This is a genomic window from Bacillus sp. hwrm1, assembly GCF_040207805.1.
Taxonomy (GTDB): Bacteria; Bacillota; Bacilli; order Bacillales; family Bacillaceae; genus Bacillus; species Bacillus velezensis.
Genome location: NZ_CP157943.1, coordinates 2,688,338 through 2,709,669, shown reverse-complemented (window position 1 = coordinate 2,709,669; position 21,332 = coordinate 2,688,338). Strand labels below are relative to the sequence as shown.

General features: G+C 45.2%; 20 protein-coding genes. 12 read left to right on the top strand and 8 right to left on the bottom strand.

Annotated elements, in window-relative coordinates; genetic code table 11:
• The first annotated feature begins 11 nt into the window (after positions 1–11).
• Entirely contained in the window at positions 12–1,916 is a 1,905-nt protein-coding gene (locus ABK447_RS13370; RefSeq protein WP_007409640.1) for a PTS fructose transporter subunit IIABC, read from the top strand.
• 130 nt (positions 1,917–2,046) lie between these two features.
• Positions 2,047–2,628: a signal peptidase I sipT gene (gene sipT, locus ABK447_RS13365; protein ID WP_003154568.1), complete on the top strand. Its 582-nt coding sequence runs from the start codon at positions 2,047–2,049 to the stop codon at positions 2,626–2,628.
• A gap of 37 nt (positions 2,629–2,665) precedes the next feature.
• Here the strand turns inward: sipT and ABK447_RS13360 are convergent, their stop codons facing one another.
• Positions 2,666–2,935 carry a hypothetical protein gene (locus ABK447_RS13360; protein WP_007409641.1) on the bottom strand — a complete coding sequence of 90 codons (270 nt, stop codon included), beginning with the start codon at positions 2,933–2,935 and terminating at the stop codon, positions 2,666–2,668.
• 159 nt (positions 2,936–3,094) lie between these two features.
• Between ABK447_RS13360 and ABK447_RS13355 the strand changes: the two genes are divergently transcribed.
• Both ABK447_RS13355 and ABK447_RS13350 read left to right on the top strand, forming a co-directional pair.
• Positions 3,095–4,714 carry an ABC-F family ATP-binding cassette domain-containing protein gene (locus ABK447_RS13355; RefSeq protein ID WP_007409642.1) on the top strand — a complete coding sequence of 540 codons (1,620 nt, stop codon included), beginning with the start codon at positions 3,095–3,097 and terminating at the stop codon, positions 4,712–4,714.
• A 112-nt stretch (positions 4,715–4,826) separates the two neighbouring features.
• Positions 4,827–5,735 (top strand): ketopantoate reductase family protein, encoded by a 909-nt coding sequence (locus ABK447_RS13350; protein ID WP_124934920.1) that lies wholly within the window; start codon positions 4,827–4,829, stop codon positions 5,733–5,735.
• 31 nt (positions 5,736–5,766) lie between these two features.
• Here ABK447_RS13350 and ABK447_RS13345 read toward each other — a convergent pair whose 3' ends face one another.
• The 3 genes from ABK447_RS13345 to mreBH form a co-directional block, all read right to left on the bottom strand.
• Positions 5,767–6,999 carry an aminopeptidase gene (locus ABK447_RS13345; protein ID WP_007409644.1) on the bottom strand — a complete coding sequence of 411 codons (1,233 nt, stop codon included), beginning with the start codon at positions 6,997–6,999 and terminating at the stop codon, positions 5,767–5,769.
• 100 nt (positions 7,000–7,099) lie between these two features.
• Positions 7,100–7,234 (bottom strand): protein YkpC, encoded by a 135-nt coding sequence (locus tag ABK447_RS13340; RefSeq protein ID WP_003154559.1) that lies wholly within the window; start codon positions 7,232–7,234, stop codon positions 7,100–7,102.
• A 71-nt stretch (positions 7,235–7,305) separates the two neighbouring features.
• Positions 7,306–8,313 (bottom strand): cell shape-determining protein MreBH, encoded by a 1,008-nt coding sequence (mreBH, locus tag ABK447_RS13335; RefSeq protein WP_003154558.1) that lies wholly within the window; start codon positions 8,311–8,313, stop codon positions 7,306–7,308.
• A gap of 270 nt (positions 8,314–8,583) precedes the next feature.
• On the opposite strand from mreBH, the gene ABK447_RS13330 reads away from it, so the two are divergent.
• The 5 genes from ABK447_RS13330 to ade all read left to right on the top strand — a co-directional run bounded on the left by ABK447_RS13330 (position 8,584) and on the right by ade (position 13,762).
• Entirely contained in the window at positions 8,584–8,868 is a 285-nt protein-coding gene (locus ABK447_RS13330) for an AbrB/MazE/SpoVT family DNA-binding domain-containing protein (RefSeq protein WP_003154557.1), read from the top strand.
• A 172-nt stretch (positions 8,869–9,040) separates the two neighbouring features.
• On the top strand, positions 9,041–10,345 hold the full coding sequence (locus tag ABK447_RS13325; RefSeq protein ID WP_007409646.1) for an ATP-binding protein: 1,305 nt from the start codon (positions 9,041–9,043) through the stop codon (positions 10,343–10,345).
• 1 nt (position 10,346) lies between these two features.
• On the top strand, positions 10,347–11,174 hold the full coding sequence (locus ABK447_RS13320) for a gamma-glutamylcyclotransferase (protein WP_039063009.1): 828 nt from the start codon (positions 10,347–10,349) through the stop codon (positions 11,172–11,174).
• Between the two features lie 40 nt (positions 11,175–11,214).
• Positions 11,215–11,880 carry a Ktr system potassium transporter KtrC gene (gene ktrC, locus ABK447_RS13315; RefSeq protein WP_003154554.1) on the top strand — a complete coding sequence of 222 codons (666 nt, stop codon included), beginning with the start codon at positions 11,215–11,217 and terminating at the stop codon, positions 11,878–11,880.
• 148 nt (positions 11,881–12,028) lie between these two features.
• Complete coding sequence (gene ade, locus ABK447_RS13310) at positions 12,029–13,762, top strand: adenine deaminase (RefSeq protein WP_216062236.1); 1,734 nt, start codon at positions 12,029–12,031, stop codon at positions 13,760–13,762.
• A gap of 32 nt (positions 13,763–13,794) precedes the next feature.
• On the opposite strand, the gene rnjA is transcribed toward ade, so the two are convergent.
• Positions 13,795–15,462 carry a ribonuclease J1 gene (gene rnjA / locus ABK447_RS13305; protein ID WP_007409649.1) on the bottom strand — a complete coding sequence of 556 codons (1,668 nt, stop codon included), beginning with the start codon at positions 15,460–15,462 and terminating at the stop codon, positions 13,795–13,797.
• Between the two features lie 5 nt (positions 15,463–15,467).
• Positions 15,468–15,677, bottom strand: a complete 210-nt coding sequence (locus ABK447_RS13300) for a DNA-dependent RNA polymerase subunit epsilon (protein WP_003154548.1) — start codon at positions 15,675–15,677, stop codon at positions 15,468–15,470.
• 354 nt (positions 15,678–16,031) lie between these two features.
• Between ABK447_RS13300 and ABK447_RS13295 the strand changes: the two genes are divergently transcribed.
• Complete coding sequence (locus ABK447_RS13295) at positions 16,032–16,805, top strand: Cof-type HAD-IIB family hydrolase (RefSeq protein ID WP_020955758.1); 774 nt, start codon at positions 16,032–16,034, stop codon at positions 16,803–16,805.
• Positions 16,806–16,838: 33 nt separating this feature from the next.
• Here the strand turns inward: ABK447_RS13295 and def are convergent, their stop codons facing one another.
• The gene (gene def / locus ABK447_RS13290; RefSeq protein WP_039063011.1) at positions 16,839–17,393 is read right to left on the bottom strand and encodes a peptide deformylase; all 555 of its coding nucleotides are present in this window, start codon (positions 17,391–17,393) and stop codon (positions 16,839–16,841) included.
• Between the two features lie 112 nt (positions 17,394–17,505).
• A complete protein-coding gene (locus ABK447_RS13285; RefSeq protein ID WP_032862645.1) occupies positions 17,506–17,682 on the bottom strand; it encodes a YjcZ family sporulation protein in 177 nt (58 codons plus the stop codon).
• Positions 17,683–17,928: 246 nt separating this feature from the next.
• Here ABK447_RS13285 and ABK447_RS13280 point away from each other — a divergent pair, with 246 nt between their 5' ends.
• Positions 17,929–18,567 (top strand): YkyA family protein, encoded by a 639-nt coding sequence (locus ABK447_RS13280; protein ID WP_032865273.1) that lies wholly within the window; start codon positions 17,929–17,931, stop codon positions 18,565–18,567.
• Positions 18,568–19,023: 456 nt separating this feature from the next.
• Positions 19,024–21,330, top strand: a complete 2,307-nt coding sequence (gene fabD, locus ABK447_RS13275; RefSeq protein WP_039063012.1) for an ACP S-malonyltransferase — start codon at positions 19,024–19,026, stop codon at positions 21,328–21,330.
• Positions 21,331–21,332 lie beyond the last annotated feature (2 nt).

Genomic DNA, 21,332 nt, shown 5'->3' with positions numbered 1-21,332 from the left:
AGGAAAGAAAAGTGAAGATAACTGAGCTGTTAACAAGAGATACAATTCATCTCAATATAGAAAGCAAAGAGAAAGAAAACGTTATCGATGAAATGGTGACAGTGCTTGACAAAGCCGGCAGATTAAATGACAGAGAGGCTTACAAAGCAGCCATTTTAAATCGTGAAAGCCAAAGCTCGACGGGAATCGGCGAAGGCATTGCCATTCCTCATGCGAAGACGGCGAGCGTCATTAACCCGGCCATCGCATTCGGCCGTTCAAAAGATGGTGTGGATTATGAATCATTAGACGGTCAGCCGGCACACCTGGTCTTTATGATTGCGGCAACCGAAGGAGCGAATAATACGCACCTTGAGGCATTATCAAGACTTTCAACGCTTCTCATGCGTGAGGAAATCCGCAAACAGCTTCTTGAAGCTGAATCAGAAGATGCGATCATTGACATCATCAATCAGCATGACAAAGATGACGATGAGGAAGAAGAAGAGCAGGAAGAACAGGCAGCGCCGTCAGGAAAAGGCAAAATCCTTGCCGTTACGGCATGTCCGACAGGTATCGCCCATACGTTTATGGCAGCTGACGCACTGAAGGAAAAAGCGAAAGAGCTCGGCGTTGACATTAAAGTCGAGACAAACGGCTCAAGCGGTATCAAACATAAGCTGACGGCTCAAGAAATTGAAGACGCGCCTGCGATCATCGTGGCGGCTGATAAACAGGTTGAAATGGAACGCTTTAAAGGCAAACATGTTCTTCAAGTGCCTGTGACGGCCGGTATCAGACGTCCTCAGGAACTGATTGAAAAAGCCGTTAACCAAGATGCGCCGATTTACGAGGGCAGCGGCGGAGGATCTTCCGCTTCAGATGAAGACGGTCCGAAACAGAAATCAGGCACAAGTATCGGAAGTACTTTCTATAAACACTTAATGAGCGGTGTCAGCAACATGCTGCCATTTGTCGTCGGCGGCGGAATTCTCGTTGCGATTTCATTCTTCTGGGGAATTCATTCAGCTGATCCGAAAGACCCGACATACAACACGTTTGCCGCAGCGCTGAACTTTATCGGCGGCGATAATGCGTTAAAGCTGATTGTTGCAGTTCTTGCCGGATTCATCGCAATGAGTATTGCGGACCGTCCGGGATTTGCGCCGGGTATGGTCGGCGGATTTATGGCTACGCAGGCGAATGCCGGATTCTTGGGCGGACTGATTGCCGGATTCTTAGCAGGTTATGTCGTAGTCCTTTTGAAAAAGCTGTTTGTCTTTATTCCTCAGACTCTTGACGGATTAAAACCTGTATTGATTTATCCGTTGCTCGGTATTTTTATCACCGGTGTCCTGATGCAATTTGTCATAAACACACCTGTCGCAGCGTTCATGAATTTCTTAACAAATTGGCTTGAAAGCCTTGGAACTGGAAACCTTGTCTTAATGGGTATTATTTTAGGCGGTATGATGGCTATCGACATGGGCGGCCCGCTCAATAAAGCGGCGTTCACTTTCGGTATCGCGATGATCGGGGCCGGAAACTATGCGCCGCATGCGGCCATCATGGCGGGCGGAATGGCTCCGCCGCTTGGAATCGCACTGGCGACAACATTCTTTAAACACAAATTCTCTAAACGTGACCGTGAAGCCGGTATTACGTGCTACTTCATGGGAGCAGCTTTCGTTACAGAAGGCGCCATCCCGTTTGCAGCGGCTGATCCGCTTCGCGTCATCCCTGCAGCCGTTGTCGGTTCTGCGGTAGCTGGCGGGTTGACAGAGTTTTTCCGGGTAACGCTTCCTGCACCGCACGGAGGAATATTCGTTGCATTCATTACGAACCATCCGCTGCTTTACTTAATGAGCATCGTGATCGGAGCGATTGTAACGGCTGTTATCTTGGGAATCGTCAAAAAACCGGTTGCAGAGAAATAAGCAAAAAGCGTCCTTTACGGGCGCTTTTTTCAATCATGTACGCATAGTAGCGTTATGTATTTTATGATGAGTTATGATAAAGTAAAGATGGTACATGAACTGAAACAGTGATCGTCTAGGAGGAACCACGTTGACTGAAGAACAAAAACCTACTTCTGAAAAATCGGTAAAAAGAAAATCCAACACGTATTGGGAATGGGGAAAGGCCATCATTATAGCAGTCGCACTTGCGCTGTTAATCCGCCATTTTCTGTTTGAACCGTACTTAGTGGAAGGATCATCAATGTACCCGACATTACATGACGGTGAAAGGCTGTTTGTCAACAAAAGCGTCAATTATATCGGAGAAATCGAGCGGGGGGACATCGTCATTATTAACGGCGATACATCGAAAGTCCATTATGTAAAGCGGCTCATCGGAAAACCGGGAGAAACGGTGGAAATGAAAAATGACACGCTTTATATAAACGGCAAAAAAATCGCAGAACCGTACCTCGCGAGCAATAAAAAAGAAGCGAAAAAACTGGGAGTCAACCTGACGGGAGATTTCGGCCCCGTAAAGGTTCCGAAAGGCAAATACTTCGTCATGGGCGACAATCGGCTGAACTCAATGGACAGCCGGAACGGCCTCGGCTTAATTGCCGAAAACCGAATCGTCGGCACCTCGAAGTTTGTGTTCTTCCCGTTTCATGATATGCGTCAGACAAAATAAAAACGCCGCGCTGCCCGATTTGGACAGCAGGCGTTTTTTATTTGGCAAACGAGGCGGCGACGGCGATGAACATTACCGTGGCCAGCACTGATCCGACAATGGCCAGAACGCTGAAAAAAAGATTCACCTGCTGCTTCTCTTTGCCGCGTTTTTCAAGCATCCGTTTTGAAAAGAGATGCGAAAACGTATAAATGAGGGCGATTCCGACGTACAAGCCGATGTCACGTGCGGTAAAGCCTGTGACGGCCAGAAAAACCCCGGTAAAGAAAATCATAAGACAATATTCTGTGAGTGTTAAAAGCTTCAACTTGTTCCTCCGTGATGAATATGTATATATATCTATTGTATCACAGGGCTCCGGGTTTGCCTGCATCTTTTCAAACCCGTATATTCGCAGGGAAACATTTCTCTTCCCCTTTATTCATGGTATACTTTTAATGATGATAGACACGATGGAGGATTCTAAATGATTGCTGTAAATAATGTGAGCTTGCGTTTTGCGGATCGCAAGTTATTTGAAGATGTCAATATTAAATTTACGCCGGGCAACTGCTACGGATTAATAGGCGCAAACGGTGCCGGAAAATCAACATTTTTGAAAATTTTATCCGGTGAGCTGGAGCCGCAGACCGGCGATGTCCATATGAGCCCGGGCGAACGTCTTGCCATTCTGAAGCAGAACCACTTTGAATATGAAGACTTCGAAGTGCTGAAAGTCGTTATTATGGGACATAAACGTTTATACGAAGTCATGCAGGAAAAAGACGCGATTTATATGAAGCCTGATTTTTCAGATGAAGACGGCATCCGCGCCGCTGAGCTTGAAGGAGAGTTTGCGGAATTAAACGGATGGGAAGCTGAAAGTGAAGCCGCTATTTTGTTAAAGGGCCTGGGCATCTCTGAAGACCTGCATACGAAGAAAATGGCTGACTTAGGCGGTTCAGAAAAGGTGAAAGTGCTCTTGGCACAGGCGCTGTTCGGCAAGCCGGACGTTCTGCTGCTTGATGAACCGACCAACCACTTGGATCTGAAAGCGATTCAGTGGCTGGAAGAGTTTTTAATCAACTTTGAGAACACAGTCATCGTCGTATCCCATGACCGTCACTTTTTAAATAAAGTGTGCACGCACATCGCCGATCTTGATTTTAATAAAATTCAAGTGTACGTCGGCAACTATGATTTCTGGTATGAATCCAGCCAGCTTGCTTTAAAGCTTTCTCAGGAAGCCAACAAGAAAAAAGAAGAGCAGATTAAACAGCTTCAGGAGTTCGTGGCCAGATTCAGCGCCAACGCCTCTAAATCAAAGCAGGCGACATCAAGAAAGAAACTCCTTGATAAAATCACGCTTGATGATATCAAACCGTCATCACGCCGTTATCCTTATGTCAATTTCACGCCGGAACGCGAGATCGGAAATGACGTGCTGCGGGTTGAAGGCTTAACAAAAACGATTGACGGGGTTAAGGTGCTTGATAACGTCAGCTTTATTATGAACAGAGAAGATAAAATCGCTTTTACGGGCCGCAACGAACTTGCCGTTACGACATTGTTTAAAATCATTTCCGGGGAAATGGAAGCAGACAGCGGCACATTTAAATGGGGCGTGACCACTTCCCAGGCGTACTTCCCTAAAGACAACAGCGAATATTTTGACGGCAGCGATGCGAACCTTGTTGACTGGCTCCGCCAATACTCGCCGCATGACCAAAGCGAAAGCTTTCTGCGCGGTTTCTTAGGACGCATGCTGTTCTCAGGAGAAGAAGTCAACAAAAAATCAAACGTCCTTTCCGGAGGAGAAAAAGTGCGCTGCATGCTTTCAAAAGCGATGCTTTCCGGCGCGAATATCTTAATTCTGGATGAACCGACAAACCACTTAGATTTGGAATCCATTACGGCGCTTAACAACGGCTTAATCAGCTTTAAAGGCGCTATGCTGTTTTCATCTCATGACCATCAGTTTGTACAGACAATTGCCAACCGCATCATTGAATTAACGCCTAAAGGCATTGTTGACAAACAAATGTCTTATGACGAATTTCTTGAAAACGCGGATGTACAGAAAAAGCTTGAAGAGCTATACGCGTAATAAAGAAGCAGGGGAGACTCTGCTTTTTTATTTATGAAAAAAGTTTTCAATCTTCTGACTTCCCGTTACAATAAATGAATACATAACTTGAAAAGAGACGGAGGAATGCATCATGAAGTTTTTAGTTGTCGGAGCTGGGGGAGTGGGCGGATATATCGGCGCGCGTCTTGCAGAAAAGGGAAATGACGTGACGTTTCTCGTCCGCAAGAAACGGGCGGAACAATTACAAGAGACGGGATTGACCGTCAAAAGTGAAAAAGGTGATGTTTCAATCAAGCCAAAATTAATCATGGCGGACGAAGAAGGAGCATTTGACGCGGTTATCATCGCTTCAAAAGCGTATTCTTTGCAGGACGTCATTCGGGATGTCAAACCGTTTGTCAAACCTTCGTCGGTCATTATTCCTTTTTTAAACGGATACAGGCACTATAACCAGCTGTTTGAAGCTTTTTCAAAACGGCAGGTGCTGGGCGGCCTCTGCTTTATTGAGAGCGCCCTTAACGACAAAGGGGAAATTCTTCATACGAGCGCTGCCCACCGCTTTGTTTTCGGTGAATGGAACGGGGAACGCACAGAACGTATGAACGAGCTGGAAAACGCATTTGCAGGTGTGAAAGCGGATGTCATCATCAGCCGGGATATTGAAAAGGACATTTGGAAAAAATATATGTTTATTGCCGCGCAGGCGGGAGTGACCACTCTGTTTCAACAGCCTGTCGGACCGATTTTAGAAACAGAAGGCGGCCGCAACACGGCAAAGCGCCTCTTTGCTGAAATCGGTGCCATTTTCAAGGCTGCCGGCATCCCGAAAGATCCTGGTCTGGAAGAGGAGAGTTATCGCACATTGACAAGCATGTCTTACCATATGAAATCGTCGATGCTGAGAGATATGGAAAAGGGCAGGGTGACGGAAGGTGATCATTTACACGGATTTTTGCTTGAGAAAGCGAAAGGCTTGTCAGTTGATACACCTGTTTTGGAAACCGTCTGCGCCAACTTGCAAATGTATGAAGCGAAATAAAAAAAGGAGGCCTGATCGCCTCCTTTTTTTATTAAAATGCCCAGTTTCCGTTTCTGAAGATCGGTTCTCTTTTGCCGTCCGCCGTAATGCCGTCGATATTCATATCTTTGGAACCGACCATAAAATCTACGTGTGTAATGCTTTCATTTAAGCCCTCTTTGACAAGCTCTTCCCGTGTCATTTGTTTGCCGCCCTCAATATTAAAGGCATACGCACTGCCGATCGCCAAGTGGTTAGAGGCGTTTTCATCGTACAGTGTGTTGTAAAATAAAATATTTGATTGTGAAATCGGTGAATCGTACGGCACTAAGGCCACTTCTCCGAGATAGTGTGAGCCTTCATCGGTTTCGACGATGCCTTTTAAAATCTCCTCGCCTTTTTCAGCTTTCACATCAACGATGCGGCCGTTTTCAAAGGTAAGAGTGAAGTTATCAATAATGTTGCCGCCGTAGCTCAGCGGTTTCGTGCTGGAAACCGTGCCGTTCACCCCGTCACGCTGCGGAAGGGTAAAAACCTCTTCTGTCGGCATGTTGGCCATGAATTCGTGCCCGCTTTCATTCACGCTTCCTGCGCCTGCCCATACATGTTTTTTCGGCAGTTCAATGGTTAAGTCTGTTCCTTCAGCCTGATAATGCAGGGCGCTGTAATGTTTTTTGTTTAAGTGTTCCACTTTTTCATGAAGGTTTTGATCATGTTTTTTCCATGCTTCCACAGGGTTTTCTTCATTTACGCGGGTCGTTTTGAAAATTTCTTCCCATAAAAGCTGAACGGCTGTTTCTTCCGGCTGATCCGGGAACACTTTTTTCGCCCAGCCTGTTGAAGCCGCTCCGATCACCGTCCAGCTGACCTTATCTGATTGAATATATTGTCTGTATGTATGCAATGCTTTTCCGGCGGCTTTTTGGAACGCTGCAATCCGTTTGCCGTCAGTGCCTTTTAACAGGTCGGGGTCGGATGAGACGACAGAAATAAACGCAGCCCCTTTTTTCGCGAGCTCTTCTTTTCCTTTTGCTTCCCATTCAGGATACTCTTCAAACGCTTCAAAAGGTGCCATCTCGTATTTTAATCTGGACAGTTCATCGTCCTGCCAATTTACGGTGACGTTTTTAGCGCCTTTTTCATAAGAATGTTTGGCAAGCAGTCTGACAAGTTCCCGGACATCAGTTGAGGCATTGATTACGACATGCTGTCCTTTTTGGACATTGACGCCGACTTCTACCGCCAGCTGAGCATATGTATGTAACTTTTCAGTAAACGAACTCATCGTTCATTCCTCCTCATCGGTTTTTCTCATCATATCAAATATCGCCTCATAAAGGAAAGAAAGGAGCACAAACGAAAAAGACACAGCTTTTGCTGCGTCTTTACGGGTGATTCAGTTTTACGGCGCCGCCGGCCGGAGAATGGGGCATATTGGCCAGTGATATGCTCATACCCCCCAAAATAATTCCGCTTAAAATGACGGCTACTGCTACGCGTCTTCCCACATCTCTAAGCATATGCTTCCTCCTTAATGTTTCTCCAGTTCTCACAATATGAGCCGGCCGGAGAAAAAAGAAGCACAATCTTATTATTTAATCGCTTTTTGCAGCTTGTCGATGACGTCTAATGAACGTCCCGTGCCGATAGCCACTGATTCAAGCGGATTTGCCGCCAAATGAACGGGAACGACGATTTCATCTGTCAGCCATTCTTTCATCCCGTTTAAAAGGGAGCCTCCGCCGGTTAACACGACGCCGCGGTCAACGATATCACCGCTGAGCTCCGGCGGACAATCTTCAAGTGTCGCTCTGATCGCTTCAAGAATATGCAGGAGCGACTCACGCATCGCGTGCTGAATTTCATTAGATTGCAGTCTGATTGTCTTCGGCAGACCGGTTACAAGGTCACGCCCGCGGATTTCCATCGTTTCCGGCACATGTTCGATCAATGCAAAACCGATTTCCATTTTCACTTGTTCTGCCGTACGTTCCCCGATCAGCAGGTTGTATTTTTTTCTGACGAACGAGGCGATATCTTCATCAAGCTGGTCGCCGCCGATTCTGATCGAATGGCAGGATACGACGCCCCCGAATGAGATGATGGCGACTTCAGTCGTACCGCCGCCGATATCTACGACGACGTTTGCGACCGGCTCGTCAACAGGGAGGTCGGCTCCGATTGCAGCGGCTACGGGTTCTTCAATCAAGTGAACGTTTTTCGCTCCGCAGTTTTTGACAGCGTCACTGATGGCGCGGCGTTCAACGGCTGTTGAGCCTGAAGGCGTGCAGACGACGACATTCGGTTTGCGGAAAGTCATTCCGATTTTTTTTCCGGCTTTTTTCATAATGTGTTTTAATAAGTCAGTTGTCATATCATAATCAGCAATGACACCGTCTTTCATCGGCCGAACGGCGACGATTTTCCCAGGCGTCTTTCCGATCATGCTTTTGGCATCCGTTCCGATGGCAAGCACCGCTTTCGTTGTTGTATCTACAGCGACAACGGAAGGCTCGTTTAAAATAATTCCTTTATTTTTACTGTAAACAAGTATATTAGCGGTTCCTAAGTCGATTCCGATCTCAGTTGATTGAAACATGTTTTCACCCAATCCCTATCCTGATTTAATTGATTCTACATTTAAAGTTTCTGAGAAAAACCACGATTTTTGGGGGTTTCCGCCGGGAATGAAATGTTTTTGTAAAAAAGGAGGGAAAGTCTGTATCCCATATTTCAAAAGGATTTTCTTCTGTAAAAAAACATTCAGTTCCGGATGCTGAGAAACTTTTGCTCCGTTCCTTTCGTCTACGTTTATGAAGGATTTTCCTTGGACATAAAGAAGAGACATTAAAGGAAGTAGGGGATTTCTATGAAATCAATTGGTGTAGTAAGAAAAGTAGACGAACTCGGGCGTATTGTCATGCCGATTGAATTGAGAAGAGCATTGGATATCGCTATTAAAGATAGTATTGAATTTTTCGTTGACGGAGACAAAATTGTCTTAAAAAAATACAAGCCGCACGGCATTTGCTTAATGACGGGGGAAATTACTCCCGAAAATCAGGAGTACGGCAACGGCAAAATTATTTTAAGTCCTGAAGGAGCGAAAATGCTGCTTGAGGAAATCGAGGAAGCGTTAAAAGATAGATCATAATCAGCAAAAAGGGCGGAGCATCATTCCGTCCTTTTATTATGAACTTGTGCAAAAACTCACGGGAAAAGTAAGCGAACCTGCTCAATTAATTGGGAATAGTTATCATTTTTTAGTCAATAATGCAGTCAACAATGTTACAATATATGTAGAAATGCTAGCGGCAGGTGGGACTATGGGAAAATATCAAGCGCGTATCATTTCCTTAATCTTGGCAATGATTTTTATTATGTTTTGGGATTATTTATTTTATATGATTGAACGGAATCCGATTAACTGGCCCGTTGACATCACCTTTACCGCCGTCACATTAATCAGCGTCTGGCTGCTGGCTTATTATGTGGATAATAAAAAGCAGCTGCTGGCGGAGCTGAAGGACAGCGAGCAGAAAGCAAAGGCGCTTTCAGATGAGAAAAACCGGATCATGGACAATCTGCAGGAAATCGTTTTTCAGACGGATGCTCAAGGGAATATTACATATTTGAATCAGGCCTGGACGGCGATTACGGGCCACTCCATCAGCGAATGTATGGGCACGATGTATAATGATTATTTTATAAAAGAAAAACATATCATTGATTATATTATCTCCCAAATTAAGCAGCAGTCCCCGTCAGGAATGTTTACGGCCAAATATATTAAAAGAGACGGCTCGATCTTTTGGGGAGAAGTCCATTATAAGCTGTATTATGACCGCAGACAGAAATTTGTCGGAAGCCTGGGGACGATGTCTGATATCAGTGAACGGAAAAAAGCTGTCGATGAGCTTCTGGAAACGAACGAACGCCTCGCCATGCAATCTCAAAAGCTGGCCATTGCCGGGGAGCTTGCGGCAGGAATCGCCCATGAAGTAAGAAATCCTTTAACGTCAGTCAGCGGCTTTCTCCAGCTGATGAAAGCCCAGTATCCGGAAAGAACGGATTATTTTGATATTATTTTTTCGGAGATTAAAAGGATTGATCTCGTGCTGGGGGAGCTGCTTCTGCTCGCCAAGCCGCAGACCGTGACGTTTACCGCTCATCATCTCAACCATATTTTACGGCAGGTGGCGACGCTTCTTGACACGAACGCGGTGCTGTCGAACACTGTGATTGAGAAGGATTTCAGGCAGACTGAGTCCTGTATGGTCAACGGTGACGAAAACCAGCTGAAACAGGTATTTATCAATATTATTAAAAATGCGATTGAAGCGATGCCTGACGGCGGGAATATTCATATTTATACAAAACGGGATGAAGAATACGCGGTGATCAGCATACAGGATGAAGGAAACGGCATGTCGAAAGAAAAGCTTGAAAACATCGGGAAACCGTTTTTCTCAACAAAAGATCAGGGAACGGGTCTCGGGCTTCCGATTTGTTTACGAATTCTGAAGGAGCATAATGGTAAACTTAACATTAAGAGCAAAAATGGAGAAGGCAGTACGTTTCAGGTGATTCTGCCGTTAGAAGCGGCTGCTGTCCAAAAGGAGGAAAAATAACTTGCTTCTTTTTGTATACGGTTTGTTACGGAAGCGTGAAGAAAACCATGAACTGCTGAAAGGCGCTCCGTGTGTGTGCGAGCAGGCTGCGATAAACGGCGTGCTGTACGAAACGGATAAAGGTCAGCCTGCGGCGTCTTTAGCAGAAACAGCTTTTGTGTACGGGGAATTGTATGAAACAGATCATCAGATGATCCGTAAGCTGGATGCGTATTATGCTGATTTTGATCGAAAAGAGGTTGCCGTGACGACGGATGCCGGGAATAAAACCGCCTTCGCATATGTCGTAAAGCCCGACCAGTGTGCCTCATTCAGCCGTATCAAAAGCGGAGACTGGAAAGAATACCGTTTTATGAAACGGGAGGATGACAGTCCGGTTTATTATTTCGCATACGGCTCCTGTATGGACAATGCCCGGTTTAAACAGGCGGGGGTCGACCACTTTTTTGCCGAGCCGGTCGGAGGGGCGGTTGTTGAAGGGTATTCGACGAGATTCACGTTAAGGCGTCCTGACGGTTCCAGAGCCGATCTTGTTGAAGACGGGGGACGAACTGAAGGCGTGCTGTACAAGCTCCCGTTTGAAGCGGCAACCTATCTGTACAAAAGAGAAGGTGTTGATAACCACACATACCGTCCAGCGTTCATAGAAGTGTGTGCCGGCGGCCGTGTATACAGAGGCGTCCTGACGTTTCTCGTTCTTGATAAAGCTGAGGAAATTGCGCCTCCGGGTCACTATCAGGAAGAAATCGAACGCGGAGCGGACCTGTATTTATCGCCCACCTTTTCAGAAAAGCTTAAACGCTATATGAACTCGTTGCCGAAAATGTGATACTATTCCTATTAGAGATATTGTTTAAAGGAGTACTGTTATGAGAAAAGAGTTTGCCGTTATCGGTCTCGGACGCTTCGGCGGAAGTATTTGCAAAGCATTAAGTGAAGAAGGCCTTGAGGTCATGGCGATGGATATTGATGAAGATAAAGTAAATGAATACGCCAAAATCGCATCACACGCGGTCATCGGCGATTCAACCGATGAATCGGTGCTGAAAAACTTAGGGCTGCGCAACTTTGATCACGTCATTGTGGCAATCGGCGAAAATATACAGGCGAGCATTTTAACGACGCTGATCTTAAAGGAACTCGGCGTGAACACGATCACTGTTAAAGCGCAGAACGATTATCATGAGAAAGTGCTTGCGAAAATCGGGGCCGATCACATCGTCCACCCTGAACGTGACATGGCAAAACGCATCGCCCACAACATCGTATCAAATAATGTGCTTGATTATTTGGAGCTGTCCGACGAACACAGCATTGTGGAGATCGTGGCCAACAGCAGGCTTGCGGGCAACACACTGCTTGATCTGGACATCCGGGCGAAGTACGGCATTAATATCGTGGCCATCAAGAGAGAAAAAGAAGTGATCGTATCTCCGCTGGCGACTGAAATGATCCAAAAAGAAGATATTCTCATCGTTATCGGCTCTCTTACGGACATTTCCCGATTTGAAAAAAGAGTGCTTCACACAAAGTGAAAAGCCGTCCGTAAAAGGACGGTCTTTTATTATGTCAGAATAGAAAGACATTTATCATGTAAGCGGTATTTTCTGCAATTTTTATTGACTATGATCAGGCGATCCGATAGCATATTGTACCATATAAAGAAAAAGAGGAGGCCTCATTTTGAACAAAGAAACACTGGCTGAACGGCTGAATGCATCAGCCGGCAGACAAAAAGCCGATACCGTCATTAAAAACGGAAAAATCATGGATGTATTTAACCAGGAATGGATTTCTGCAGATATCGCCATTACGGGCGGAGTGATCGTCGGGCTGGGCGAATATGAAGGGGAAGAAGTCATTGATGCAGAAGGTCAAATGATCGTTCCGGGCTTTATTGACGGACATGTTCATATCGAGTCCTCTATGGTTACTCCGATTGAATTTGCTAAAGCCGTCCTCCCTCACGGAGTGACTACTGTCATTACTGATCCTCACGAAATTGCGAACGTTTCCGGAGCAAAAGGCATTTCATTTATGATAGAGCAGGCGAAAAAGGCGCCGCTGAACATCCGTTTCATGCTTCCTTCCTGTGTTCCCGCCGCTAGCTTTGAACGCTCGGGAGCCGTATTAAAAGCCGAGGATTTAAAGCCTTTTTATAAGGAGAAAGAGGTGCTCGGGCTTGCGGAAGTAATGGATTATGTGTCTGTTGCGGAAGGTGAAGAGGATATGCTTCAGAAACTGCTTGATGCCAAGCGTCACGGAAAACGGATCGACGGGCATTTAGCCGGACTGTCTTCAGATATCATCAATATATACAGAACCGCAATGGTGTCAAATGATCATGAAGTGACGACAAAAGAAGAAGCGCTGGACAGAATCAGACGGGGAATGTACGTCATGCTGCGCGAAGGATCGGTGGCAAAAAATACGCTCAATGTGCTGCCGGCGGTGAATGAAAAAAACGCGCGCCGCTTTTTCTTTTGTACGGATGATAAGCATGTAGATGATCTGCTTTCAGAAGGAAGTGTGAACCACCAAGTCAAAATGGCGATAAAGGCGGGACTTGATCCATTCCTTGCGTATCAGCTCGCCAGCTTAAATGCGGCTGAGTGCTACGGCCTTGAAACAAAAGGGGCGGTAGCGCCGGGTTTTGACGCAGATCTGCTGTTCATTTCAGATGTACGGGAGGCTGCCGTCACGAAGACCATGGTCGCCGGCCGGACCGTTGCCGAGAACGGACGAACGGTTTATGAACAGTCTGCCGGTTCCTATTCGCCGGACCAGGCGCTGTTGGATACAGTGCGGCTGAGATCGCCGCTGACTGAATCTGATTTTTATATGCCGATTCATGAGGGCAGGAAAATGAAAGTAATCGAAATGATACCGAATCATTTGGAGACGAGAAAAAAAGAAGTGCCTGCACCGTCTGCTGACGCGTTTTGTCCTGATACAGAAAATGATTTATTAAAAATCGCCGTCACAGAGCGGCACAGCGGCGAAAAAATGATAGGACTCGGGATTGTACAAGGGTTCGGGTTAAAAGAAGGCGCCATCGCCACAACCATTTCTCACGATTCCCATAATATCATCGCCGTCGGTACAAACGATGCCGATTTGGCAAAAGCAATCAACAGGCTCCGTGACACCGGAGGAGGATTAACAGCCGTGAAAAACGGAGAATTGCTTCACTCCGTTCCGCTTCCGATCGCCGGGCTTTTGTCTGATAAGTCGGCGGAATGGGTCAATGACAGCTTGGGCGTGCTTCATGAAAAGCTTCCTCTGCTCGGATTCACCGGTGATTTCAATCCGTTTCTCACATTATCGTTTTTAGCGCTTCCGGTGATTCCGGATATTAAAATGACAGCAGCCGGTCTGTTTGATGTCAAAGCCTTTCAGCATATTCCGCTGCAATAAAAAAACTGCACTCATTACGAGTGCAGTTTTTTTTAGACCTCCATAATGATCGGAAGGATCATCGGGCGGCGTTTTGTTTTTTCGTATAGGAACGGAGCAAGTGTATCGGTAATTTCGTTTTTAATTTCGGACCACTGCGTTGTTTTCCGATCCATTACTTTCTCCAGATGGTTCGAAATCAGCTGCTGCGCGTCATTGATCAAATCACCGGATTCTCTCATGTATACAAAACCTCTTGAGATTAAATCAGGCCCCGCCGAAACCTTAAAGTCGTCCATATTGATGCTGACAACAACGATAACAAGGCCTTCTTCTGAAAGAATGCGGCGGTCGCGGAGCACGATATTGCCGATATCACCGATTCCGCTTCCGTCAATGTAAACGGAGCCGGACGGAATTTTGCCTGCCACAGCGGCTTCTTCGCCTTTGAGGGCCAGCACTTCGCCATTATCCATGATAAAGCAGTTTTCTTCAGGTATGCCGCAATCAGTCGCGAGTTTGACGTGCATTTTCTGCATTCTGTACTCACCGTGAATCGGCATAAAGAACTTCGGTTTGATCAGGCGGAGCATTAATTTCTGCTCTTCCTGTCCGCCGTGTCCGGATGTATGAATGTCATTCAATGAACCGTGAATGACTTCTGCGCCCGCACGGTACAGCTGGTTGATGGTGCGGCTTACGCTGATTGTGTTTCCGGGTATCGGAGAGGAAGAAAAGACGACTGTATCTCCGGGATTAATGGAAATCTGCCGGTGCGTCCCGTTAGCGATGCGTGATAACGCCGCCATCGGTTCACCTTGGCTCCCCGTACATAAAATCGTTACCTTATTGGCAGGCAAACGATTGATTTCGTTATGCTCAATAAACGTATTTTTAGGACAGGTAATGTAACCGAGATTTTGTCCGATTTCAATAGCCGATTCCATACTGCGTCCGAATACGGCAACTTTTCTGCCGTTTAAAACGGCTGCTTCAATCACCTGCTGAAGACGGTGTATATTCGAAGCGAATGTCGCAAATATAATTCTGCCGTCCACTTTTCGGAAAATATCGTGAATGCTTTCGCCTACGCGGCGTTCTGACATGGTGAAATCAGGCACCTCACTGTTTGTACTGTCAGAAAGCAGGCACAAAACGCCTTCTTTCCCGATTTCAGCCATCTTTGTCAAGTTGGCCGGTTCGCCTACCGGTGTGAAATCGAACTTAAAGTCCCCGGTATGTACGATATTGCCCGGCGGTGTTTTGACGACGATTCCGTATGAATCCGGAATGCTGTGTGTCGTTCTGAAGAAGGATACAGACGTCTTGCGGAACTTCACGATGTCGTCTTCACCGATGATGTTTAATTTGGTCTGTCTTAACAGCCCGTGCTCTTCAAGTTTATTCCGAAGTAAGCCGATCGCGAGTTTACCGCCGTAAACGGGAATATTTACTTGTCTGAGCAGGTACGGAATACCGCCGATATGGTCTTCATGACCGTGGGTGATAAACAGACCTTTAATTTTATCTTCATTTTTTACTAAATACGTGTAATCGGGGATTACGTAATCAATGCCGAGAAGTTCATCTTCCGGGAACTTGATTCCCGCATCAATCAGTACAATTTCATCCTGAAACTGCACCCCGTACGTATTTTTCCCGATCTCGCCCAATCCGCCGAGGGCGAAAACGGCAGTCTGGTCATTTTTTACAAATTTCATTCCGCTCATAACTCCAATACTTTAAAATTTTCGCTCTGCTTCTCATATTCTAAAAAAGCACCGTCCACAGGCTGAACAAATTCAATGTTGTATTTCTGATCTTTCAGTTTCGTTCTGACGTCCCGTTCTGAAACGCCCTCAATGTAAAGTGAATCTGTTTTTTCCCGAACAGGTACTTCGTCAGCCTTCTCTTGATAAAATACCTTATAAATCATCCAAATCTCTCCTTAAATGCCGTATGTTAGACTCGCTCATTCTATTATATTCGAAAACGGATTATAAGGAAAGTCTCGAGCAAAAAAGGGACTTTCAAAAACCGAAAGATCCCTTCTACGCGATGACTTTTTTCCGGAGCATTCCGCCCCACTGTCTTCTGAGTTTCTTCCGTAATCGGCGCAGCATCGTATACCTCCTTTAAAGCCCTTTATAGCAGTAGTATGCGGAAAAAATGAATTTGTTTTCGTGGGTAAAACTGGAATTTGATCAAGGCGGTTTTCCGGAAGAAAAACTTTCTGTATGATGATATTGAAAAAGACACGACTGATAAACGGGAAAAAGGAGAAATTGACATGAATCCAAAACTGATCTTTTTTGATATTGACGGCACGATCTATGACCATGATAAACATATTCCCGATAGCGCAAGAAACGCCGTGACGGCGCTTAAAGAGGCTGGGCATCACGTTTTTATCGCCAGCGGAAGGTCCCCGTTTATGGTAAAACCGATTCTGGAAGAGCTTGAGATTGAATCATTTATTTCATACAATGGCCAGTATGTCGTATTTGAAGGTGAGGTCATTTATAAAAATCCTCTTCCTGAAGATGCGGTTGCGCGTTTATTAAAGCAGGCGGCAGAAGGGGAGCATCCCGTCGTATTTATGGCGGAAGACACGATGAAAACGACCGTCCCCGGACATCCGCACGTCTCGGAAGGTATCGGCAGTCTGAAAGCGCCTTATCCCGAAGTTGATGAAACATTTTATAAAGGAAAAGAAATTTATCAGCTGCTTTTATTCTGCCGCGGACATGAAGAAAAAGCATATGCCGCTTTTCCGGAGTTTGATTACGTCCGCTGGCATGAATTGTCCACGGATGTGCTTCCGAAAGGCGGTTCAAAAGCGGAAGGCATTAAAAGAGTGCTTGAGCGGCTTCCGTACGGCGTAAGTGACACTTATGCATTCGGCGACGGACTAAATGACCTTGAGATGATCCGTTTTGTCGGCACCGGGGTGGCGATGGGAAATGCGGTTCCGGAATTAAAAGCTGCCGCCGATTTCGTCACAAAGCCGGTGGATGAAGAGGGAATCAGCTGGGCCGTCAAAGAACTGGGCCTTTTGAAATAAAGAAAACCGGCACTTTGGGAAGTGCCGGTTTTTTTAACGGTCAATGGCAATGGCGTTTTCAGGTTCTTTGAACGGATCTTCTTTATCGATATGGTCGTAAAACATCACGCCGTTCAGATGATCGATTTCGTGCTGAAACACGATGGCCGGAAAACCTTTGAGGCGGATGTCAATCTGTTCTCCTTCAAGCGTCACCGCCTTCACGCGGATGCGGGCGTAGCGCGGCACATAGCCGGGAATGGGTTCGTCTACCGACAGGCAGCCTTCTCCGCTCGTCAAGTAGCTTTTTTCCACTGAGTGGCTGACGATTTTAGGGTTAAAAAGAGCATAGCTGTATAAAGTGCCTTTCGCATCTTCTGCATGGACGGCGATCATCCGTTTTTTTACGTCTGTTTGCGGAGCGGCAAGACCGACGCCCGGACGAAGCTTGTATTTCTCGGCTAATTCAGGATTTTGGCTGTTTTTCACAAACTCAATCATATCAGCAAGATGCTGTTTTTCTTCGTCAGAAGCGGGAAGCTGAACCTCTTCAGCGATCTCTCTGAGCGCGGGATGTCCGTCGCGTACAATATTTTCCATAGTAATCAAGAAACTTCACTCCTAAAGCTTAATATGTAAATTATAGCGAATTTCTTTATCGCGGCGCAACGAAACAATTGGCCGGCCATAGCAGGCCGGCCGATTTTCATGGTGTATAAGGTCAGCAGCCGCAGCCTAAATAAGCGGCACCGACGATGATTAATAAGATAAACAATACGACGATTAATGCGAATGTGCGGCCATATCCGCCGCCGCAGCCATAACCGTAACCGCCATAACCGTATCCGCCGCCGCAGCAACCGCCGCCAAATCCGCCGCCAAATCCATATCCGTACATAAAAAAACCTCCTCTTTTAATTACGCTGACCCTTTGTCAGCAGGGCCGGCGTCTACTATAAACTATGTAAAAGCCAAAAAGATGTATGGTCATCCGCCCTGTTTTCTCAATTTTTTACGCAAGTATTCTTTGACAGCACCGTAAGCGTCTTTTTACCCGGTCATGCCAATTACAGCTCAGCTATTGTCAAAAAGCGTTCGGGCTTCTATAGTGGAAATTGTCAAGATTGGGGGATTTTAAGTGAATATGATTCAAAAAAAGGTATTAGCAGGAATCGGAGCGCTCGGCGCCGCAAGTATGCTGCTTGCGGGCTGCGGGGGAAAAGATCCGGTTGAATCGCTTCATGACTCGATGGAAAAAGCCGTTCAAGCGGAAAAACCGTTTCAAAAAGAGCAGAAAACATTAGAAAAATTGGAGAAAAAAGAGCATAAGCTATACGACAGCGCGGTTAAACTGAATATGGATGATTACCAGAAAATTGTCACACTGTCTGATCAGGCTCTGAGCAATGCAAATCAGCGAAAAAAACATCTGAAAGCAGAAAAAGACAGTATTGATGATTCAAAAAAAGCGTTTGAATCCGCAAAAAAAACTTCTCAAGAAATAAAGGATAAGAAAGTAAAAGAAAAAGCCGGGCATGCTGTCGCTTTAATGGAGAAAAGGTATGCATCTTATGATCTTTTGTACAAAAAGTACGAAAAAGCCATTTCACTTGATAAGGACCTTTATAAACTGATTAAAGATAAAAAGCTCACATTAGCGCAGCTGGAAGAGCAAATCAGCAAAGTAAACTCAGTTTACGAAAAGGTGCATAAACAAGCAGATGAGTTCAATCAATTTACTAAAGACTACAACAAAGAGAAAGAACTATTATTCCGCAAATAGTATAGTGAAGGCATATCGGCATGGGCTGATGAACTGATAACAACCGAGTTCAGCCGCCTGTAAAAAGGCGGCTGAAGAATTGGTATATACGTGTGTTTCCCATTGACAACAAGTAAATCATGGTATAGTATTTATTTAGGGAAATATTCACATAAAACCAATCGTTGTTTCGGCACGTTGGAATGTTTTTATTATATTGATATATAGAAAACAGAATGAAAATGTGGTTTTAATTATCAGAAAATTCTATCTATTTATATTTGCGGCAATATGATATTTGTACATGCTTTTTGCTTTTAAACCTTTATCCGGCATAAAGGTTTTTTTATTTTGCTTAGTAATGCTTATTAAGTAAGGGTGCTGAGAGTAAACGACAATTTTAAAATTGAAGTGAAAAACGTTAATCAAAATCGGAACGAAAAGAAACGGCAGAAATACGGAACAGGAGGAAAACAAATGCTTGCTTACGTCTTTCCCGGACAGGGAGCGCAGTTTAAAGGAATGGGCAGAGACTTATTCGATGAATTCAGTGAGCTCATTAAAAAGGCAGATCATATTTTAGGATACTCCATAAAGGATTTATGCCTTTCAGATGAAAAAGAGAGGCTGACTGATACGAAGTATACACAACCTGCAATTTATACAGTGAGCGCACTGCAATATTTAAAGGGTTTAAAAGAAGGTCATACACGCCCTGATGCTGTTGCAGGACATAGTCTGGGTGAATATACTGCGCTTTTTGCGGCCGGCGTTTTTAATTTTGAAACAGGTCTCCGGCTGGTTGCTAAAAGAGGCGAGTTAATGAGTGAGGCTCCCGAGGGCGGAATGGCTGCCGTGATCGGACTGGATGAGCACCACATAAAAAAAATACTTCAAAAGTATGAATTCGGCCAAATAGATATCGCCAATTACAATACATCTTCACAAATTGTGATAGCAGGAGCTGCAGAAGAGATAAAGCGGGCAGCCTCTTTTTTTGAAAAAGAAGGGGCGAAAGCTTATATCGTATTGCAAGTCGGCGGAGCTTTTCATTCTCGTTTCATGGAAAGTGCAAAGCGTGAATTTGCGGAATTTATCGAGGGGGTTCATTTTTCAGAATTGAATTTCCCAGTCATCTCTAACTATACGGCAAGACCTTATAAACAAGAAGATATCAAACGGAATTTAATTGAACAAATAACAAACTCGGTAAAATGGACTGAAAGCATCAGGTACTTAATGGGACAAGGCGTCACTCTGTTTGAAGAGATCGGTCCTGGAAACATTCTGACTAAATTAATTCAAACCATACAAAGAGATGAGGAACCGCTTAATATTAGTGCGCCGGAAGACAGTCTCTTTTTTTCTGAAGGGAACAAGGACAATTCGGAAAGCGGGAAAGAGCATAGCCTCTTGGCCGAAAATATAGAGAGCGGTGCAGCTTCACCGGTGTCCCGATTGGGTGATCAATCTTTCAAAGAAGATTACGGTTTGACATACGCGTATTTGGCAGGTGGGATGCATAGAGGGATCTCTTCCGCTGAAATGCTGATCCGCCTCGGGAAGAAAGGAATGCTGGGGTTCTTTGGCACAGCGGGTTTACCTATAAGGGAAATTGAACAGGCCCTTATTTCTATTAAGAAGACACTCAAAAATGGCCAGCCCTACGGAATGAATCTGCGATTTGAGCCGGATCATCAAGATAGAGAAAAGGAATTGATAGATTTATATATCAAGCATGACGTACGAGTAATAGAAGCGTCTTCGTATTTTTCCGTCAGCGCACCATTAATTTATTACAAAGCGCATCAGTTGAAGATAGACAAAAGCGGCAGGGTCATACCTCATAATCGGATCATTGCCAAAGTTTCACGGCCGGAAGTTGCGGCCGCATTTCTGAGTCCGCCTCCTCAAAGTATCGTAAAGAGGATGTGTCAGCATGGTATGCTGACGGAAGAGCAGGCGGAATGGCTCAGCCGTATTCCGGCAGCAGACGATATCATTATTGAAGCAGATTGCGGAAGTAATACCGAACAGGGCTCATTGACAGCGATGCTGCCGTTTTTTGTTAAGCTGCGGGATGAAATGATGGAAACACACAAATACGCAAGGAAGATAAGAATCGGGGCTGCGGGAGGAATCGGGACTCCCGAGTCTGCCGCTTCTGCTTTTTTAATGGGCGCTGATTTTATTATGACGGGATCCATTAATCAATGTACAGTTGAAGCCGAAACAAGCGGTTTTGTTAAAGAAATGCTGAGTGAGACAGGAATATGCGATACTGCTTATGCGCCTTCGGAGACTCTGTTTGAGTTCGGAACAAAGGTTCAGGTGCTGAAAAAGGGCACGCTGTTTCCGGTCAGGGCAAATAAATTATTTCAAATCTACCAACAATATGAGTCTTTGAGTGAGATAGATGAAAAGACAAAGATTCAGCTCGAAAATGATTATTTTAACAAGACTTTTGATGAAATCTACGAAAGCATAATAGAAAAACAGCCGAACCTGGCCCAAAAAGCTGAGCGCAATCAAAAATATAAGATGCTGTTATTATTTAAGTGGTATTTGCAGAGAGGATGTCTGCTTGCTTTGGCAGGGCAGGAAGAACAAAAGGTGAATTTCCAAGTTCATTGCGGCCCGTCTTTAGGCGCTTTTAATCATTGGGTAAAGGGCACGGGTTTGGAATCATGGAGAAACAGACATGTCGATGACATTGGTGAAAAATTGATGAATGAGACCGAAAGTCTGCTAAGGCGCAGATTGGATACGTTATTTCTACACTAAAG

Bases quoted from the DNA above. Each gene is read 5' to 3' on its own strand.
- ABK447_RS13340 (WP_003154559.1), bottom strand. From the start codon at position 7,234: ATGCTTAGAGATGTGGGAAGACGCGTAGCAGTAGCCGTCATTTTAAGC.
- ABK447_RS13330 (WP_003154557.1), top strand. From the start codon at position 8,584: ATGAAATCAATTGGTGTAGTAAGAAAAGTAGACGAACTCGGGCGTATT.
- ABK447_RS13295 (WP_020955758.1), top strand. From the start codon at position 16,032: ATGAATCCAAAACTGATCTTTTTTGATATTGACGGCACGATCTATGAC.
- ABK447_RS13280 (WP_032865273.1), top strand. From the start codon at position 17,929: ATGATTCAAAAAAAGGTATTAGCAGGAATCGGAGCGCTCGGCGCCGCA.
- ktrC (WP_003154554.1), top strand. From the start codon at position 11,215: ATGAGAAAAGAGTTTGCCGTTATCGGTCTCGGACGCTTCGGCGGAAGT.
- ABK447_RS13350 (WP_124934920.1), top strand. From the start codon at position 4,827: ATGAAGTTTTTAGTTGTCGGAGCTGGGGGAGTGGGCGGATATATCGGC.
- ABK447_RS13355 (WP_007409642.1), top strand. From the start codon at position 3,095: ATGATTGCTGTAAATAATGTGAGCTTGCGTTTTGCGGATCGCAAGTTA.
- rnjA (WP_007409649.1), bottom strand. From the start codon at position 15,462: ATGAAATTTGTAAAAAATGACCAGACTGCCGTTTTCGCCCTCGGCGGA.
- ABK447_RS13285 (WP_032862645.1), bottom strand. From the start codon at position 17,682: ATGTACGGATATGGATTTGGCGGCGGATTTGGCGGCGGTTGCTGCGGC.
- ABK447_RS13345 (WP_007409644.1), bottom strand. From the start codon at position 6,999: ATGAGTTCGTTTACTGAAAAGTTACATACATATGCTCAGCTGGCGGTA.
- ABK447_RS13300 (WP_003154548.1), bottom strand. From the start codon at position 15,677: ATGATTTATAAGGTATTTTATCAAGAGAAGGCTGACGAAGTACCTGTT.
- ABK447_RS13325 (WP_007409646.1), top strand. From the start codon at position 9,041: ATGGGAAAATATCAAGCGCGTATCATTTCCTTAATCTTGGCAATGATT.
- mreBH (WP_003154558.1), bottom strand. From the start codon at position 8,313: ATGTTTCAATCAACTGAGATCGGAATCGACTTAGGAACCGCTAATATA.
- fabD (WP_039063012.1), top strand. From the start codon at position 19,024: ATGCTTGCTTACGTCTTTCCCGGACAGGGAGCGCAGTTTAAAGGAATG.